Source organism: Nocardia sp. NPDC004278 (assembly GCF_053602975.1).
On record NZ_JBSGEQ010000012.1, the window covers coordinates 57,410 to 73,038 of the forward strand.

The window sequence follows — 15,629 nt, forward strand, 5'->3', positions numbered from 1 at the left end:
GATCGTTTGGGTGACAGTCATTTCTCTGCCACAGGGGCGCCCGGCAAGCGGCTGTCCGGCTGGTCGTCGAAGGCTGCCGAGTTCACGGCCTCGCCGATCTTCACCTGGTTGGTCCAGTTCAGATTCATATTCTTGTCGATCAGTACTGTGTCGCCTCGCAAGACAGCTTCTTTGACGACATCGCTCAAGTCGCTCCCAAAGGGGCTGTACCCGTTTTTTGTCGGATTGTCGACGGCAATCTTGCGCCCGACCTCGTTGTTGTACAGGTCCATCGCCTCGCGCACCGAGCGGTTGTCGTCTCGCATCTCGTGCTTCGAAGTGTATTCCTTGGTCCAATCCTCGCCGAATTCACGGGTCAACAGGGCATTCCAGTAGGCATGGCGGAACGCGTCGGTGTGGTTGTCCTGGTTATTCATAACAGGCTTGCCGTCCTTATCGAACACAGGGTTGCCTGCGGAATCCAGCATCTGTACCGGAGGAAATACCTTTTCGGCTTCCTCCTGCGCTTTCTCCGAAATCTGTTTGAATTGCCACTGGTCCCAAAGGCTCAAGTTGTTCAGCATTTCCGCCTCCGCAGCGGTGACCTGCTTGGGCTCGATGTCGATCGTTCCCAGGGACCACTTCTTCCACTGCGCAATCTTGTCGGCGTCAGGCCACATCACGTAGCGCTTGTCGCCGTCATCGACTTGGTATGAGGTCAAGATGGTTTCGAGGTCACTACCCAGCGGCACCGGAACATCAGCGAACACCTTCTCGATCGCTTCCCGGGCAGCCCCCGCGGCATCGCCGGCCTCCCGGAGGCACTTCTTGATCTTGTCCTCGTACTGGTTGGCGACACGCGTCACCACCATCCTGGCGATCATCGGACTGCGGATGTCGTTTTCCTGCGCAATCCATGCGAGGACGTCTTCGGAGAAGCTGACCGTGCCGTTCTCAGCGACGGTGAACCGCGCGTCCTCGGCATCCTGAATCGCGTTGACCGCAGCGGATTTGGCGAAACTGAGCGAGGCGATGATCTGTGACGTGGATTGCTGAGCGTTGTCGAAGGCCGAAACCACCTTCGACAATGACGATTTAGCTTCGTCACCCTTCCATCGCATCGAGTCTCCAGCGCCTCCGCGCCAGAAACCCGGGGAATCCGCGAGCTGCTGGGAGACGACGGCGCGCTGCTCGGTGATCTTCTGTGCGCCTTGGCCCCATTCCCCAGCTTGGGAGGTCAACGCATCGAAGGTCCAGCTGCGGATTTGAGTCTTCGTCGGCGGTACCCAGCTCATCGCGGACCGGACTCCAGCGATTCGGACAACTCGGCGATTCGTTGCGCCTGCTCTTGTTGCTGCCTGTTGTACTCCGCGATGCAGATACCCGCCGAGTCGTTGATCTCCTTCAGCTGGACGTTGACACCGCGGACGCTGAGCTCGGCCCGTGCACCGGCCTTCATGAAGGCGTGCCCGAGGCCGGACCCGGGCAGCGCATCCTCGATAGCCCACATGGAACTCGTCGCCTTCACGGCAGCAAGTGCGTCATGCGCAGCGTTCAACACGGCAACCATGCCCTCGAGCGCTGCCTGATCCACATACAGATCGGACACTCGCGACCCCCTCACCACGAATCTTGTCCCACGAAATGTGTTGCTACGATAGCACTGTCGTACCAGCCACGATGGGGAGCGTGCAGTGCAGTTGTACCCGAACAACGGCGATATCGACCCGATCACCAATCAGATGGATGCCGTGCAACGCGCCCTGATGACCGACCGGTCCACCGCATCGCGCTACGGGGTTGCGGTCGACGTGCTTGCGGACGGAACGCTCCAAGCAGTTCGAATCGACGAGAGCGTCACACCTTTCGGTGCCACACTGGGCAATCTGATCACCGAGCTCGTGCACGAGGCCCTGGACCGGGCTCGCGGGAACGCGCGTGAGCGTCTCGCCGAACTCAGCGCCGACCCGCGCATGGCAGCGGCGGTCGAGGCCCTCGGGCTGGCCGCGGAACGCCCGTACCCGATCCCATCCGAGCCTACGGCGAGGCACGAACCGTCCGACGACGAGCTCACCGAAGAAGAATTGATCGAACAGAACCAGCGGCGCAACCAGTCGTACTGGTAGGAGCTCTGGCCACCTCTGAATGCCTGCGGCGCAGGATGATTCGGATCGGCAGAGTTCGGGCAGACGTGTGCGGACGAGATCGGTGACGTGACTGTAAAGGTGCACTGGGCTGGCGGCGCGGGCCGTGTCGGCGCTGAACGCCTGCACTTCCTGCACTGATCGCGCAAACGACCGAACTTGCACTGGCACATTCGATTTCGGCTCTCCCCGAGCTGAGCCGATTGGATCGAACAACGTTTCGACGCCGCGCTGCGTGAGGTGGCGAAAGGTACGGATGGAGCCACGCTGATCGAGATAACCCGTGCGGCTGGTTGGACTGATGGCTGGGAGCGGTTGGTGGAGGTGCGTGTGTCCACCGAAGTGGCCGACCTCAACAAGAACGCGAACACGCCAGGTCAGTGTTGGAAGCATCTCCCCACAATGGGTTACCGGGAAGGACCGGAGCAGGGCTACTACGTGTTCGTCGACAAAGGCAAGCCGGTCCAGGTCGTCTCTTGGAGCGGCGATCGGAAGCCCCTCGAAGTACGCGACCGCGGGGCACTGACCGCCGAATCGGTGCTGGTGCCTCGGCCAGGGCACGACAGGTTGGAACCGGCACCATAGGAGCCCAGGTTGGTGGGGTTATTCGGCTGAGCCACGTGGTCGGATTCCGCTTCAACGTGAAGCTGTGCCATGTCCGTCGAACAGTAAGCAGGACAGAGCCTCAGCGCAGACGACCCGCTTGCCACGAGACCGGCAGGCCGTCAGCGGTCGAACTCTCCGCGAGTGGTCGCGGCGGTGAAGGTCGACCATTGGGCTGGGGTGAACATCAGTGCGGGGCCGGATGGGTTCTTCGAATCGCGAACGCCGACATGGCTGTTCGGGCGAAAGCGACTTCGACCCAGTTCGAGTGGGGCACCGCTGGGGCTGCTCTTGAACCACGTCGCGTCCGAGAGATTCGCCATGGGGTGCCTCTCCGAGATCAGTGGTCGAACTCTCCGCGAGTCATCGCGGTGGTGAAGGCCGACCACTCGGCCGGGGTGAACACCAGTGCGGGGCTGGACGGGTTCTTCGAATCGCGAACGCCGACAAGGGTGTTCGGGAGGAAGGCGACCTCGACACAGTTCTTGTCACCGCCGCTGCGGCTGCTCTTGAACCACACGGCACCAGCTAGATCAATGTTCACGCATACTCCTTTGCCATCTCCCTGAGCAGAACTCGGCTGGCCACCGGGTCCATCGACCTTCGCCGGAGACTCTGGCAGGCATGATGGTATCGCTCGACAGAGCTTGATTTCGCAAGATACAAATCCCCGGTGAAATTCTCCGTATAGACCACTGGCGGCTCGAGCATCTGTCCGTGTTTGTTCGCGCCGAACTCGACGATGACGAACGGGCCAATCGCGGTGCCGAGCGGAAAGCCCGCGCTATACGGAAGGATCTGCAAGTTCACGTTGGGGCGGGTGCTCATGTCGGCGAGATGCCTCATCTGGGGCGACATGATGTGCGGCCCGCCAACCATTCCCCGCAGTACCGACTCTCGAAGGATCACTTCGAGCGATGCCGGAAGGTACTTGCGGGTGATTCTGGTTTGCCTTCGCATTCGCAACCTCACCCTGCGCGCATGCTCCTCGGCGTCGTCGTCGGGGTACACCGATCGGATAAGTACGCTCGCGTACGCCGGGGTCTGCAACAGCCCTGGCACGAGTTCGGGCTCATAGGTCGTCAGACGCTGCGCCGATGACTCCAGCCCAACATAGAAGTTGAAGTTCGCCGGTAACAGATCGCCGTACTCACACCACCAGCTCAGCTCGTTTCCCTGTGCCGCAAGCCCTTTCATTGCCGCGGCGTGATCGGCATCGAACTCGTAGATCTGGCACAGCGCATCGATGTCCACATCACGCATTTGGGCCACACCGCCCTTCTCCATGCGCTGGAGGGTGCTGGCACTGCGCTGGATCAGCTTGGCCGCCTCCTGGAGCGTGAGCCCGCGCCCCTCCCTTCCATCGCGCAGATACTTCCCCAACTGTCGCCGTGCGAGGGTAGATCCGTCCTCCGACATGCCTGCCTCCCATCAGGATTCACTGTTCGCATCAGGAGATCACGCTGCGATCCCGTCCGGCGACCACAATGCGGATTTCCATGCAATCAGGACATAACCCCAGGACAGATTGCATCCAGTGGCATATTCGCTGGGGCTTTCGATTGCCAGAGAGCCGGATGCCCGAAATGTGGGTAACTTGGATCAGACACCCGCCGCGAGTCCTTCACCGATGCGTTGAGCCATCAGCGGCGGCACCGCATTCCCACCTGCCGAGCCTTGGACGTGAGTGTGCCGGAGAAGCGGAAGTCGCGCGGAAAGATCTGCAGAACCTGCTTCCATGGAAGCGATTTCAACTTGATGCCCCAAGAGGTGTCCCGAAGCGAAATGCCTGTGCCGCAAGGACAATGGAAGCGAAAAGTGGAGCTCCAGGCTCAGTGAGATACGAACTGCCCAACCAAGGACACCTGGGCCACGTCCAGGCACCGGCACAACTCGGCCACTTTCTCGATGACCTTGCCTACAGGCACGAACATGCTGAACCGCGAAGCGCCAGCGGGCATTACGGTTTTGGCAACCGAACGGCATCCTCAGCTCGGCACTACCGCGCGGTCGTGAGCGCCCTCGGCGTCCACGGCGTTGATCTTGCGGCCAGTCAGATCCTGCCAAGAGGTTTCCCGTCAGACATTGCGAATCGAGTTGTGCCGTCGACGGAATTCACGGACCTACAGGTGGCATTACCGAGACCGGTTCGCACCGCTCGGCGATTCCTGCCGCAGAGCGGGCGAACGGGTGCAGGGCTACGTGCGTGGGCCGTTTTCGCGCACAGCAAACAGAAAGGTTCAGGCGCGCGGCAGCACGCCCAGGAGCGTCGAGGTGAAGGAGTCCCGCAGAGCCTCACGCATATCCAAGTGGAGCACGCCGAGGGCGGGCTCATCCTCGTAGGCGGCAAGGAGGCTCGGCGGCGGCGGGATGTACGCCGACAGGGCACCCGCCGAGACCAGGCTCATCAGGCAGAACAGCTGCGTGCGGTCGCCGAGCTCCGGCACGTGGCGGCGCACGAGTTCGGTCATGTCCGCGAGCCGCGCGAGGGAGGAACGCTTGTGCCGCTTGACCACCTCGACCGAGACGTTGTGCTCGAGGACGCCGCCCTGCGCTCCGAAGAGGTCGCACAGGACCACCCGGCCCGCTAGCGATCGACTGAGGATCTCGGCCAGCTGGCCCGCCCGCGCTTCCGGCGCCGCCTGCGCCTCGATGCCCGCGGCCAGCTCATCGGCCAGCTCGGCGAGCCAGCTCTCCAGAAAATGGTCCAGCAGTTCGAGCAGCACCGCCTCGCGCGACTCGAAATACCGCAGGACGTTCGACTTGGCCAGGCCCACCCGGCGGCTGAGTTCGTTGAGGCTCACCTCGGCCACGGGCATCTCGTCGAGCATCTCCGCCGCCGTATCCAGGATCACCCGGCGGCGGATCTCCCTCTGCTCCTCACTGCGCGCCCGCTGAAATGTCACGCCGCCATCCTAACTTAAAGACCGCCGGTCCCTTGACAGGAGACCGCCGGTCTCTTACGGTTGGGCTTGTAAAAGACCGATGGTTCGTTAGGAGTAAATGCCATGAGTGACAACTGGACCGAGCAACACATCCCCGACCAGCACGGCCGGGTCGCGATCGTGACCGGCGCCAACACCGGGCTGGGCTTCGAGACCGCCCGGATGCTCGCCGCACGGGGGGCGGCGGTGGTCCTGGCCGTCCGCGACGTCGAGAAGGGCAAGCTGGCCGCCACCCGCATCACCGGCGACGTCACCGTCCAGTCCCTCGACCTGACCTCCCTGGACTCGATCCGATCCGCGGCGGCCGACCTGCGCGCCGCCCACCCACGCATCGACCTTCTGATCAACAACGCGGGTGTGATGTACACCCCGCGACAGACCACCGCCGACGGCTTCGAGCTGCAGTTCGGCACCAACCACCTCGGCCACTTCGCCCTCACCGGCCTGCTGCTGGACCGGCTGCTGCCCGTCCCCGGCTCCCGCGTCGTGACGGTCAGCAGCACCGGCCACCGCATCCGGGCCGCCATCCACTTCGACGACCTGCAATGGGAGCGCTCATACAGCCGCGCCGCCGCCTACGGCCAGTCCAAACTCGCCAACCTGATGTTCACCTACGAACTGCAGCGCCGGCTCGCACCGCACGGCACTACCGTCGCGGTCGCCGCCCATCCCGGCGTGTCCAACACCGAACTCATCCGCAACTCACCCGCCGCGTTCCGCCTGCCGATCACCTGGATCGCGCCGCTGCTCGCGCAGACGCCCGAGATGGGCGCCCTGCCCACCCTGCGCGCCGCCACCGACCCGGCGGTCGCCGGCGGCCAGTACTACGGCCCTGGCAACCGGGGCGAGATCCGCGGTTACCCGAAGCTGGTCACCTCCAGCCCAGACTCCCACGACCAGGCCGTCCAGCAGCGCCTGTGGACCGTCTCCGAGGAGCTCACCGGGGTGACGTTCCCATGCCGTGAAGCGGTGACCCCATAGCTCGAGCAACACATCCCAGGAGAAATCCGATGACCGATCGTCCCCGCCCCGGATTCCTACGCGAATTCCTGCGCGCCCCACGCACCGTCGCCGCGATCGCGCCCAGCAGTGCAGCTCTGGCGGCGGCCGTCACCTCGCCGATACCGCTCGCCGGTGCACCGATGGTCCTCGAGCTCGGCCCCGGCACCGGTTCCTTCACTGCCGCGATCCAGCAACGTTTGTCGGGGCGCGGCAACCACCTCGCCATCGAGATCAACGACCGCTTCGCAAACCGTCTGGCAGCGGAATTCCCGCAAGTCACAGTGGCCGCCGGCGACGCGCGAAACCTGAAGACGATCATGACCGCGAACGGCCACCGCCAGGCGGACGTGATCGTCAGCGGTCTCCCGTGGGCCGCGTTCGCTCCCGGCCACCAAGACAGCCTGCTCAACGCGATCGTCGACGGCCTCGCCCCGGACGGGGCGTTCACCACCTTCGCCTACACCTCGACGCAGTGGATGCCGCCCGCACGCCGCTTGCGGCACTCCCTCACCGACCACTTCGAGGAGGTACTGCCGCGCCGCACTGTGTGGGCAAACCTGCCTCCGGCGTTCATCTACGTCTGCCGCCGACCACGACGTCACCTGCCGGCCACACACGATGCTGCCGCCGCGGTGCCAACGCGCGGACTCGGCGAGCGCTATCCGGCTCGAGTAGGGATATGAGCGGCAGCAACGTCGCGGCTGGGAGCTTCGCCAAGCGCCCGGCCGACAACACGGACTGAGCCGACACCGTGAGCTCCGGGTCTCCGTTTGGGGCCGGTGCCCGAGCGGGTCAGGCGATGGCGGGCAGCTGCGATCCGGTATCGACCACATACGCACGCACGTCGTCACGGACCCCGTCGACGTCCCAGTCCGCCTTGCGCAGCAGTCGCTGCATCCCATCAGGACGGCCGTCACCAGCACGTTCGGCCTGCGTCCACCCGTTCTTGCGCTCCAACCCCAACTTCGGGACTGGCTACTCGGAGGCAGCCGGTGAAGTGGCCGCAGCCGACCAGGGAGCGATATGAGCAGTTCTGCAAGGTCGAGGGCTGGGAACGGGTGCGAGGTGCACGTGGCTGCAACGGAACACATCATGTGACATACGAATTCGGCCTCCCGGACGGACGGATTCTGCGCACTCGCATCTCACATCCAGCCGATCGAACCGGTTATCGGGCCGCACTCTGGTCACATATTCTGCGCGACCAATTGCCACCGACGAGTGTTTCTGGCAGTGCGTCCTCGACGGCGTATCGCCGAATCGAGGTATGCCCGCTCCACCGCGAGATTCCTTGCCGCTGGATCTGGTCCACCTGCTGATATATCGTGTCGGCCTCACCGAGAGCGAGGTAGCGGCGATGAGTACGAGAGGAGTCACCGTGGTGGGACGGGCGGATGCCGAGCGAGCGGAGCACGCGGCGCTGATTGCCGAGCATGCGCGGCTGCTCGCGGAACGTGATCGCTTGCACGACGAGTTGGCCGATTTCGGCGACTCCCCAGAGCAAATCGCTCGTCAGCTCGAACTCGAGGCGGCTGACAACCCAGCTGAGCGGGCGCAGTATCTGACCGAAGCGGCCGACCATTGGGTCATGGCCGATGATCTGGAGCGAGCGCTGCGGCTGCATCGTGCGGCGGTCGCCGACGGCGGGCCGGTTGTCGGCGATGCCCGCGTTTGGTACGCGACCTTCCTGCTCGATCACGGCACTGAACTCACCGATAACGCCGAACGGACGGGGCTGGCTCTGCTCGAAACCGTGCTCGCAGAGGGGACCGACGATCACGTCGCCTACCTGACCGCAGCCGAAATGTTCGAGGAGCGCGGCGAATTCGATGCGGCTCTGCGCTGGCTCGAGGCCGGGCTGGGTCAGCAGCTCGCGCTCGCTGATGACACGTCCGAACCGTATCTCGGCCTGCAAGAACTTGCGATCGCCCGCGGTCGCATTCGCGACGCCCTGGGCTTGCCGGAGGATTCGATCGATCGCGCCGCGGAAGAGGACAGACAACAGTGGCTCGATCAGATCATCGGCGGGCGTCCCAGGGCAGCACACCCATCCGCGACATCGGTGTTGTACTGGCCGGAAAGCGAATTCGCCGCTGCACTGAAGCGCTGGCCGACGCTGCGCGACCAGTACGAGACTCACGATGAGCACCGGAAGCTGGTGGAGCGCACGCTGCGAGATCTGCCATCGGCGGCGCGCATCGCCGTGGCGACCGTCGCGGGCCTCATCGACTATGCCGAGTCCATCGACGTGGACCCGGCCCTGGCGCAGACGCGGGCCGAATACGCCGCTGAACTGGCTGAGACCGGCAACGTCCTCATCTGGCCACCCGGTCGCAATGAGCCTTGCTGGTGCGGTTCGGGCCGCAAATACAAGAAATGCTGCGGCAGGCCGCTCAACGACTGAGCCGGTTCGCAACGTGATGGTGGGTTGCGCCCGTGTTCGGATCGGATGTACTTGCGGCGATCTCAGCGGCGTGGCGGATAGTGGTTCGGCGGGTATGGGTTGGGATGGCGGCTGACGCTTCGTCCGATAGCCCTGCGGTGGATATTGTTGGGCAGCAACTGGATATGGATTCGGCTGGCCGCAGCCGGGGTGCGCGCCGGCGGGTTCGGCTGTGTTCGGTGCCGAGCATCCAGCTCGGCGGCCCGGACTGCGGAGGAACATACCCCGCCGCGCAGCGCCCGCAAGTCATGGCGGCGGGCGGTGGCGCGGCGGGACCTTCGAGCGGTGTCGGCGGTGCGCTATCGGTGGCGTTTGACGCGGCGGGCGCCCAGTAGCAGGGCGACCACCAGGATCACACCGCCGACCAGCAACGGCGTGCGAATGCCCGCGTGGTTGTCGGGTTCGGCCGCAGGCTGCGCCTCGTAGCCGGTGCCCTGCGCAGGTGGGGAGGCAAGTCCCACAGTGGCTTTGGCAGGCGTGGTATTGGCTTCGGGGAGCTTTCCGACGGTGGCGTTCTTGGGAAGGGCGAAGCCGTAGTCGAGCAGGTGGGCGGCCTGCTCCCATGGGCGCAGCGGCCGCACATCGGCTTTCAGCAGCGTCACGACCAACCGGCGACCGTCGCGTTGGGCGGCGGCGACGAAGGTCTGCCTGGCGTCGTCGGTGAAGCCGGTCTTACCGCCGATCGCGCCCTCGTAGTCGTAGAGCAGGTGGTTGTCGTTGGCGATGGGGAAGCCCGGACGGTCTTTGTCGTCAGGGTCTTTCGGGTCCTTGGGGAAGCCGGGGAAGTCGACCTGTTCGGTGTGGATGAGTTCGGCGAACAGCGGAATGGTCATCGCCTCGCGGAACAGGACCGACAGGTCGTAGGCCGAGGTGCTCATACCTGGACCGTCGAGTCCGGAGGGGCTGGCGGTGCGAGTGTCCAAGGCGTACAACGACTTCGCCAGTTCGTTCATCTTCTGCACGGCACCGGCGTCGCCACCGAGTTGGGCGGCGATGGCGTGCGCGGCGTCATTGCCCGAGGCCATGATCAGCGCCTGCATGAGCTGGCGGTTGGTGTAGTGGCCGCCGGGGCCGATGCCGACCCGGGTGCCGTCGGCGTTCGCGTCTTCCTGCGTCCCGATGACGGTCTTGTTCAGATCGAGGGTGCGCAGTGCGACCGTCGCGAGCAGCACCTTGATCGTGCTGGCCGGCCGGTAGCGCCCGTGCGGATCCTTGGCGGCGAGCACCTCACCGGTATCGAGATCCGACACCTGCCAGGCCGTCGCCGAAATCTCCGGCGGCACAGCCGGCGCGCCGCGCGGGATGACAACACCGCATTCGCCCAGGCGTGAGCCCCCGACCGGCGGAATCGGCACGGCCAGCGGTGTCGGCGTCGGTTGGCCCGGTTCGGGCACCTCGGATTCGTCGATCGGATTGGGCGGCTTCGTCTTCTGCGGGCAGCTGTCGGTATTCGGGGTGGTGAACGGCGTTGTCGTGGTGGCCGACGGCGTCGCCTGTGACGGTGTCGTCGCAGCACCCCAGGTCACTGCGGCAGCGGCCAGCACGGTCCCGAGGCAGAGCACGGTGAGGCGGCGGATATCCCGGATTCGCATCGGCGCAGTGCCCACGGAACCGCGATTCGGCCTGGCGAAGAGGCGGAGGTCCCGGATCGTCATCGGCTCAGAGCCTACTGGGTGCGGTGGGCCGATGCCGGCCTGGCGCGGCCGTTCCCGGCGCGTTCCGGCTATTGACAGACACTAGTAAATGAGAGCTACTATCAAAAAGTTGTTACTATCATTTTCAGGAGGGCCTATGACGACAAACTCGACTCGCCGCTGGCTGGCGCTGGGGGCGCTGGCCGTGGCCATGCTGACCATCGGCCTGGATATGACCGTGCTGACGGTTGCGCTGCCCACTCTCGCGGTCGATCTGAACGCGAATTCCGGCGCGCTGCAGTGGTTCAGCACCGCCTATACGCTGGCGCTCGCGGCCGTGATGGTGCCCGCTGGTGCACTCGGCGACCGCTATGGGCGCAAGAAGCTGCTGCTCGGCGCGCTGGTGCTGTTCGGAGCGGCCTCGCTGGCCTGCGCCTTTGCCGCCAGCGCCGGTCAGCTCATCGCGGCACGGGTGGTGCTCGGCGTCGCGGCGGCGATCATGATGCCGCTATCGATGGCGGTGCTGCCGGTGCTGTTCCCGGATTCGGACGAGCGTGCCAAGGCCATGAATATCTGGATCACCTCGACCGCGCTCGGGCTGCCGCTCGGGCCGATTCTCGGCGGCTGGCTGATCGATAACTTCTGGTGGGGTTCGGTATTCCTGATCAATGTCCCGATGGTGGTGATCGGCGCGGCGGCCGTCGCGGCCCTGGTTCCGGAATCACGCAACCCGCAGCAGCGGCCGCTGGATCTGGCGGGCACCGCACTCTCGATTCTCGGAATGCTCGGTGTCACTTACGGATTCATCCGGCTCGGCGATAAGGGCTGGGGCAATGGCCTCGGCTGGGCAGCACTGCTCGGCGGCGCGGTGATAGTCGCGGTGTTCATCGCCTGGCAGCGGCGCGCCACTTCCCCGCTGGTCGATCTGGGCCTGTTCCGCAGCCCGGGCTTCCGCTGGGGCGCGGTGTTCACGGTGATCATCACCTTCGGCATGTTCGGCCTGTTCTTCACCGTGCCGCAGTACTACCAGGCGGTCCTGGGCGTCGACGCGCTGGGCAGCGGGTTGCGGCTGCTGCCGATGATCGGTGGGTTGCTGATCGGTTCGCGGCTGGGGGACCGGCTGCGGCCGAAGCTGGGACCGGCGCTGATGGTGGCCGCGGGCCTGGCCGTGCTGGCGCTCGGCCTCGGCTTGGGCGCGCTGACCGAGCCGGGAACCTCGTACTGGTTCGTCGCCCTCTGGGTCGCTTTGACCGGGGCGGGCATGGGCCTGGCGCTGCCGGTCGGCATGGCGGTCGCGATGGACGATCTCGAGGTGGCCCGCGCGGGCGTCGGCTCGGCATTGCTGCAGGCGATGCGGCAGGCCGCGGGCACCATCGCGGTGGCGCTGCTCGGCACCGTGCTGGCTACCGTGTACCGCGACGAGCTCGGCGCGTTGAATGTCGACCCGGTCGGCGACAGCGTGAATGCCGGTGTGGCGGTGGCGAAGTCGACCGGCAACGCCGCCATGCTGGAGCAGGTGCAGTCGGCCTTCGTCAGCGGGATGAGCGCGATGCTGTGGGTATGCGCGGCCATCTGCGCCGTAGCGGTACCGCTGGCGCTGCGGGTGCTGCCCCGGCGGGCCGCGGCCGCATCGGACAGCGCGGAGGCGATACCGGCGGCACTGGTTGGGGTCGATGGGCCAGAATCGACACATGTCGGTTGAGCTGCCCGCGAACGGGACGGCCGCGCAGGGCCTGCGCGAGCGGAAGAAGGAACGGACCCGCCGGACGATTCGCGTAGAAGCATTCCGGCTGTTCCGTGAGCAGGGATACACCGAGACCACCATCGAGCAGATCGCCGCGGCGGCCGAGGTATCACCGAGCACCTTCTTCCGCTATTTCCCGACCAAGGAACAGCTGGTACTCGCCGACGACCTCGATCCGCTGATGATCGACGCGATACGGGCGCAGCGGCGCGATGCCGCGCCGCTGACCGCCTTCCGCAACGCGGTGACGGAGGTGTTCTCGAAGCTGTCACCGGCCGAAATGGCATTCGAGCAGGAGCGTCAGGCTCTGGTGTATCACGTACCGGAGCTGCGCGCGGCCATCGGATTGGAAATGCAACGCGGTGTCGACCTGATGGCGAGCCTGCTCGCCGAGCATGTGGGTCGGGATCCGGACGATTTCGAGGTGCGGGTGACAGCCGGTGCCATCGCGGGTATAGCGCTGGGACTTTCGCCGCTCGCCCCGCTCAACGCCGAGAACCTCGGTCGGGCAATGGATTTTCTGGAGGCGGGGTTACCGCTCGGCAAGCAATAGCCTGCCGAGCGATGCGAGAACGTCAGGCGGACTTGGTAACCGGGCACCCGTGCGCCAGCGGGCCGAGCAGCTTGTTGTTGTCGTAGAAGTGCTCGAGTTCCAGGATGCGCAGGTCGTCGCTGACCCTGGCGATGGTCACGCCGAACATCTCGATCAACTCGCCGGTCGGCTGGTGGCCCTTGTACTCGCCGTCGTAGCGACCCCAGTGCCGCCAGCGGAAGGTGACCGCGGGCGGTCCGGCCAGCACCTCGAGCACCTCCCAGAAGAAGCCGTTCGGGAATGCGGTGTGGAAGACCTTGTGTGAGGACTCGAAGGTCTCCTGTTCGACCTCGTAGTACGGGTTGTCGCCGATCAGGATGTTGTAGCTGCCGATCCTGGCGAACTCCTCGGCGTCCTGCCACGGTCCGCCGTTGACTCGGCCGCGGTAGTGCTCGGCCACCAGCGAGACCCAGGTCGCCGGATCCTTCTTGTGCGAGACCTCCATCTCGAAGACCCGCACCAGATCCTCGACAATGGCCTCGAGTGAGCCGGCCTCGTGTTTTGTGGTGCGCTCGCGCGGCACGATTTCGTTGGTCAGGTGGTAGTCGGGTGCGTTGCCCCGCCAATCCTCGGCGGGTGTTGCGGCAACCACCGCGTCCCGGCCCTGCAGCCATAGCGGCGTCTCGGGTGTGGAATCCGTTGTATCAACTGTCATCTCGGCTCTCGCCCCTTCAAAGGAGATCGGACGCGAGGCAGGCTAACAGTCGTGCGGTCCGTTGTCGCGGCGTGTCTCGGGGCGTGAGATTCTTTCGAACTCTAGTGTCTACCAGCAACATTCGAGTTTTAAACGATGATGTGTCACATTACCTTATCGCGCAGCGCGCGATGCGGCGAGTCATCGTCCATGGTGGCGAAGAAGTCGCCGATCACATCCTCGATCTCCGAAATCGACTGTGCGCAGTACAGAATCGGCTGATAGTGCGTGATGTCGTAGACTGCGGAGCCCATTGCCGCGACATCGAGCGGCCGCAGCTCGGCGTGTCGGAACTCCTCGATCTCACCGTAGGAGGAGAGCAATCCCGCTCCGTAGCAACGGATTTCACCCTTCTCCCGAACAACGCCGAATTCCATCGAGAACCAGAAGACATCGGCGAGGAACTTCAGCGCCGTCTCGGTGGTCAATCGGGCTACCGCCGCGCCGACCGTTTCGTAGATGGCGGCGAAGCGCGGGCTGGCGATCTGATTGGCGTGCCCGATGATCTCGTGGATGGCATCGGGTTCCGGGGTGTACAGCGGAGCGGAGTGGTGCCGAATGTACTGGGTGGAGTGGAAGATCCGGTCGGCGAAGGAGCCGAAGAACTCGCGCAGCGGCACCAGGCCCGCGGCCGGGACATAGCGGAATCCGGTCAGCGGATACAGGGCCGCGGAGACCTCGTCCAGCTGCGGAATGCGATCGGTCGGCAGCGCGAGCCGGGCCGCGGCCGCGAGCACCTCGGCGGAGGCGTACTTCTGGTGTTTGCGCGCGAGTTCGGCCGACACGATGCGCCACACCTGCTGTTCCTCATCGGTGTATTCGATCTGCGGCATCGGCTTACCCGGTGCGTAATCCAGTGCCAGCGCGGCGATCGCATTGCGGCGCGTCCGGTAGTCCGGATCGTGTACGCCGGGGTGCTCGTCGCTCAGGTGCACCACGACATCGCCGTCGCCGGACCTGGTGACCGGCGAGTACAGCTGAGCTTCGTTGAACATACCTCGATGCAAGCACCGCCGAGCTGATGCGACAACAAAAGCCCGCCCAGGTGGTCAAACTGCCTAGCTGGGCGGGCTTCTTCTCGTGATTACCGGCCGTGTGCCGGGCCTTGCGGTGGCGAGCTGATCAGTGGTCCTGTGCAATGAGTGCACCACCGCGTGGCCCTTGCCGCGCCCGATCATCCACTTGTCGACTGGCGTGGTGAGGACGAACGCGACCACCGGGGAGAAGGCCAGTGTCGCCCAGAACATGACCGTGTCCAGGTGTGCGTCCATGGCGCCGGGCACGGCGAGAATGACGGCATTGTCGACTATCTCCATGACCGTGATCGACACGGTGTCGGCGGCCAGCGCGGTGGTGACCGCCGCGGCCAGTGGCAGACCGGCCTGCAGCACGCCGCGCATGGTCAGCGCGAAGCCGAAGGAGGATGCCACCACGATGGCCAGCACCATGGTCGCGGTGTTGTTCCGCCCGAGCGCGGTGCCGATCAGCACGGGCGAGGATTTCGCCGATGGCGCAGCCGGTGCGGCAGTGCAGGGCGGCCTGCGCGGCTCACGCAAATCCGGGCTTCAACGTTGTATCCGATTTGCCGCACATGAGCGGGCGCCATAAAGCAATATGGCGAATGTACGAAGGAGGGCGCATGAAATCCGTGCGGATCGATCTCGACCAGAAACTGCTCGCCGCCGCTGCCGCCATCATGGGCACGTCGACGAGCAGCGCCACCATCAACGAGGCGCTGCGCCGAATCGTTGTGCACGAGCGGCAACTTCACCATCTGGAGCGTTTGGCCTCCGGTGTGCTGTGTGCCCTGCCCGGCCCGGAGGTGATCACCGCAGACAGCTGACGGTCG

Annotated in this window: 18 protein-coding genes and 1 pseudogene; 8 read left to right on the forward strand and 11 right to left on the reverse strand. The window is 65.0% G+C overall.

Translation table 11 applies throughout. From position 1 onward, the window contains the following. Positions 1-17 precede the first annotated feature (17 nt). Both ACWEO2_RS19955 and ACWEO2_RS19960 read right to left on the reverse strand, forming a co-directional pair. Entirely contained in the window at positions 18-1,274 is a 1,257-nt protein-coding gene (locus tag ACWEO2_RS19955) for a DUF6973 domain-containing protein (RefSeq protein ID WP_452406670.1), read from the reverse strand. Then, positions 1,271-1,588 carry a hypothetical protein gene (locus ACWEO2_RS19960; RefSeq protein WP_452406671.1) on the reverse strand — a complete coding sequence of 106 codons (318 nt, stop codon included), beginning with the start codon at positions 1,586-1,588 and terminating at the stop codon, positions 1,271-1,273. The genes ACWEO2_RS19955 and ACWEO2_RS19960 overlap by 4 nt, the downstream gene beginning before the upstream one ends. Before the next feature lie 85 nt (positions 1,589-1,673). On the opposite strand from ACWEO2_RS19960, the gene ACWEO2_RS19965 reads away from it, so the two are divergent. Then, a complete protein-coding gene (locus tag ACWEO2_RS19965) occupies positions 1,674-2,105 on the forward strand; it encodes a YbaB/EbfC family nucleoid-associated protein (protein ID WP_452406672.1) in 432 nt (143 codons plus the stop codon). A gap of 348 nt (positions 2,106-2,453) precedes the next feature. Next, entirely contained in the window at positions 2,454-2,708 is a 255-nt protein-coding gene (locus tag ACWEO2_RS19970; protein ID WP_452406673.1) for a hypothetical protein, read from the forward strand. Positions 2,709-2,848: 140 nt separating this feature from the next. Here the strand turns inward: ACWEO2_RS19970 and ACWEO2_RS19975 are convergent, their stop codons facing one another. From ACWEO2_RS19975 to ACWEO2_RS19990, 4 genes are all read right to left on the reverse strand, one after another. Next, positions 2,849-3,049, reverse strand: coding sequence for a DUF397 domain-containing protein (locus ACWEO2_RS19975; RefSeq protein ID WP_452406674.1), 201 nt, complete (start codon positions 3,047-3,049; stop codon positions 2,849-2,851). Between the two features lie 17 nt (positions 3,050-3,066). Continuing rightward, entirely contained in the window at positions 3,067-3,270 is a 204-nt protein-coding gene (locus tag ACWEO2_RS19980; RefSeq protein WP_452406675.1) for a DUF397 domain-containing protein, read from the reverse strand. Further along, positions 3,267-4,145: a helix-turn-helix domain-containing protein gene (locus ACWEO2_RS19985; RefSeq protein ID WP_452406676.1), complete on the reverse strand. Its 879-nt coding sequence runs from the start codon at positions 4,143-4,145 to the stop codon at positions 3,267-3,269. The genes ACWEO2_RS19980 and ACWEO2_RS19985 overlap by 4 nt, the downstream gene beginning before the upstream one ends. 821 nt (positions 4,146-4,966) lie before the next feature. Continuing rightward, entirely contained in the window at positions 4,967-5,632 is a 666-nt protein-coding gene (locus ACWEO2_RS19990) for a TetR family transcriptional regulator (protein WP_452406677.1), read from the reverse strand. Positions 5,633-5,734: 102 nt separating this feature from the next. Here ACWEO2_RS19990 and ACWEO2_RS19995 point away from each other — a divergent pair, with 102 nt between their 5' ends. Both ACWEO2_RS19995 and ACWEO2_RS20000 read left to right on the forward strand, forming a co-directional pair. Beyond that, positions 5,735-6,652 carry an SDR family NAD(P)-dependent oxidoreductase gene (locus ACWEO2_RS19995; RefSeq protein ID WP_452406678.1) on the forward strand — a complete coding sequence of 306 codons (918 nt, stop codon included), beginning with the start codon at positions 5,735-5,737 and terminating at the stop codon, positions 6,650-6,652. A gap of 29 nt (positions 6,653-6,681) precedes the next feature. Next, a complete protein-coding gene (locus ACWEO2_RS20000) occupies positions 6,682-7,356 on the forward strand; it encodes a class I SAM-dependent methyltransferase (protein ID WP_452406679.1) in 675 nt (224 codons plus the stop codon). A gap of 139 nt (positions 7,357-7,495) precedes the next feature. Here the strand turns inward: ACWEO2_RS20000 and ACWEO2_RS20005 are convergent. Then, a pseudogene (locus ACWEO2_RS20005) lies at positions 7,496-7,633 on the reverse strand (IS701 family transposase); the annotation flags it as partial. A gap of 397 nt (positions 7,634-8,030) precedes the next feature. On the opposite strand from ACWEO2_RS20005, the gene ACWEO2_RS20010 reads away from it, so the two are divergent. Then, positions 8,031-9,077 carry an SEC-C metal-binding domain-containing protein gene (locus ACWEO2_RS20010; protein WP_452406680.1) on the forward strand — a complete coding sequence of 349 codons (1,047 nt, stop codon included), beginning with the start codon at positions 8,031-8,033 and terminating at the stop codon, positions 9,075-9,077. Positions 9,078-9,415: 338 nt separating this feature from the next. Here ACWEO2_RS20010 and ACWEO2_RS20015 read toward each other — a convergent pair whose 3' ends face one another. Further along, positions 9,416-10,708 carry a serine hydrolase gene (locus ACWEO2_RS20015; protein WP_452406800.1) on the reverse strand — a complete coding sequence of 431 codons (1,293 nt, stop codon included), beginning with the start codon at positions 10,706-10,708 and terminating at the stop codon, positions 9,416-9,418. A gap of 199 nt (positions 10,709-10,907) precedes the next feature. Here ACWEO2_RS20015 and ACWEO2_RS20020 point away from each other — a divergent pair, with 199 nt between their 5' ends. Both ACWEO2_RS20020 and ACWEO2_RS20025 read left to right on the forward strand, forming a co-directional pair. Beyond that, positions 10,908-12,452: an MFS transporter gene (locus tag ACWEO2_RS20020; RefSeq protein WP_452406681.1), complete on the forward strand. Its 1,545-nt coding sequence runs from the start codon at positions 10,908-10,910 to the stop codon at positions 12,450-12,452. Continuing rightward, positions 12,442-13,047, forward strand: coding sequence for a TetR family transcriptional regulator (locus ACWEO2_RS20025; RefSeq protein WP_452406682.1), 606 nt, complete (start codon positions 12,442-12,444; stop codon positions 13,045-13,047). Before ACWEO2_RS20020 ends, ACWEO2_RS20025 begins: the two co-directional genes overlap by 11 nt. A gap of 22 nt (positions 13,048-13,069) precedes the next feature. Here ACWEO2_RS20025 and ACWEO2_RS20030 read toward each other — a convergent pair whose 3' ends face one another. The 3 genes from ACWEO2_RS20030 to ACWEO2_RS20040 form a co-directional block, all read right to left on the reverse strand. Beyond that, positions 13,070-13,741 carry an ester cyclase gene (locus tag ACWEO2_RS20030; RefSeq protein ID WP_354960941.1) on the reverse strand — a complete coding sequence of 224 codons (672 nt, stop codon included), beginning with the start codon at positions 13,739-13,741 and terminating at the stop codon, positions 13,070-13,072. 143 nt (positions 13,742-13,884) lie between these two features. Beyond that, positions 13,885-14,775, reverse strand: a complete 891-nt coding sequence (locus tag ACWEO2_RS20035; RefSeq protein ID WP_452406683.1) for a phenylalanine 4-monooxygenase — start codon at positions 14,773-14,775, stop codon at positions 13,885-13,887. A 63-nt stretch (positions 14,776-14,838) separates the two neighbouring features. Then, on the reverse strand, positions 14,839-15,270 hold the full coding sequence (locus tag ACWEO2_RS20040; protein ID WP_452406684.1) for a DUF4396 domain-containing protein: 432 nt from the start codon (positions 15,268-15,270) through the stop codon (positions 14,839-14,841). A gap of 149 nt (positions 15,271-15,419) precedes the next feature. On the opposite strand from ACWEO2_RS20040, the gene ACWEO2_RS20045 reads away from it, so the two are divergent. Continuing rightward, on the forward strand, positions 15,420-15,623 hold the full coding sequence (locus ACWEO2_RS20045) for a type II toxin-antitoxin system VapB family antitoxin (RefSeq protein WP_354960944.1): 204 nt from the start codon (positions 15,420-15,422) through the stop codon (positions 15,621-15,623). The last annotated feature ends 6 nt before the right edge of the window (positions 15,624-15,629 follow it).